This window comes from Xanthobacter sp. BG11Y11_SDJG (assembly GCF_057364445.1).
On record NZ_JBNFNU010000795.1, the window covers coordinates 1 to 791 of the forward strand.

Annotated in this window: 1 protein-coding gene; it reads left to right on the plus strand. The window is 73.3% G+C overall.

The features are described 5' to 3' along the window. Positions 1-70 precede the first annotated feature (70 nt). Positions 71-791 (plus strand): sensor histidine kinase (locus AC2W7M_RS26580; RefSeq protein ID WP_486136189.1); only part of this gene is annotated, 721 nt, incomplete at its 3' end.

Below are 791 nucleotides of genomic sequence, written 5' to 3' on the forward strand. Positions count from 1 at the left end.
CTTGCATTCTCGGCAGCGAGGCCCCAGCGCCCCCACAAGGCGCGGGCGGAGGCCGAGGGCGCGCCGGCCCGTGCCGAGGCCCGAGGCCGCCCCAAACGCCCCGCCCCAAGACGCCCCACTTTTTCTCGCCGCCATGAGCCACGAACTGCGCACGCCGCTCAACGCCATCATCGGCTTCTCGGAGATCCTCGCCACCGAGGCCGGGGGGCCGATCGACGACGCCCGCAAGGCGGACTATGCGCGCATCATTCACGACAGCGGCCGGCACCTCCTCGGCCTCGTCAACGACATTCTCGACCTCTCCCGCGTGGAGGCCGGCGCCTACATGCTCGACCTCGAGCCGGTGGACCCGGCGGACCTGGTCGCGGGCTGCGTGGAGATGATGCAGATGGAGGCCGCCCGCCGCACCATCGCCATCCGCACCCGGCTCGCGGCGCGCCTGCCGTCCGTGGAAGCGGACCGGCGGGCCCTACGGCAGATCCTCATCAACCTGATCGCCAACGCCGTGAAGTTCACGCCCGAGGGCGGGCGGGTCCAGGTGGCGCTGCGCGCCGAGGCGGACCGCCTCGTGGTGCGGGTGCGCGACAGCGGGCCGGGCATGGGTCCGGAGGAGCTGAAGCGCCTGGGTGAGCCCTTCTTCCAGGCCGGCGATGCGGACCAGCGCGCGCGCGGCTCCGGCCTCGGCCTCGCGGTGGTGAAGGGTCTGGTGGGCCTGCATGGCGGCGCCTTCGAGGTGGAGAGCACGCTCGGCCATGGCACCAGCGTCACCGTGCGGCTGCCGCTCAGCGGCG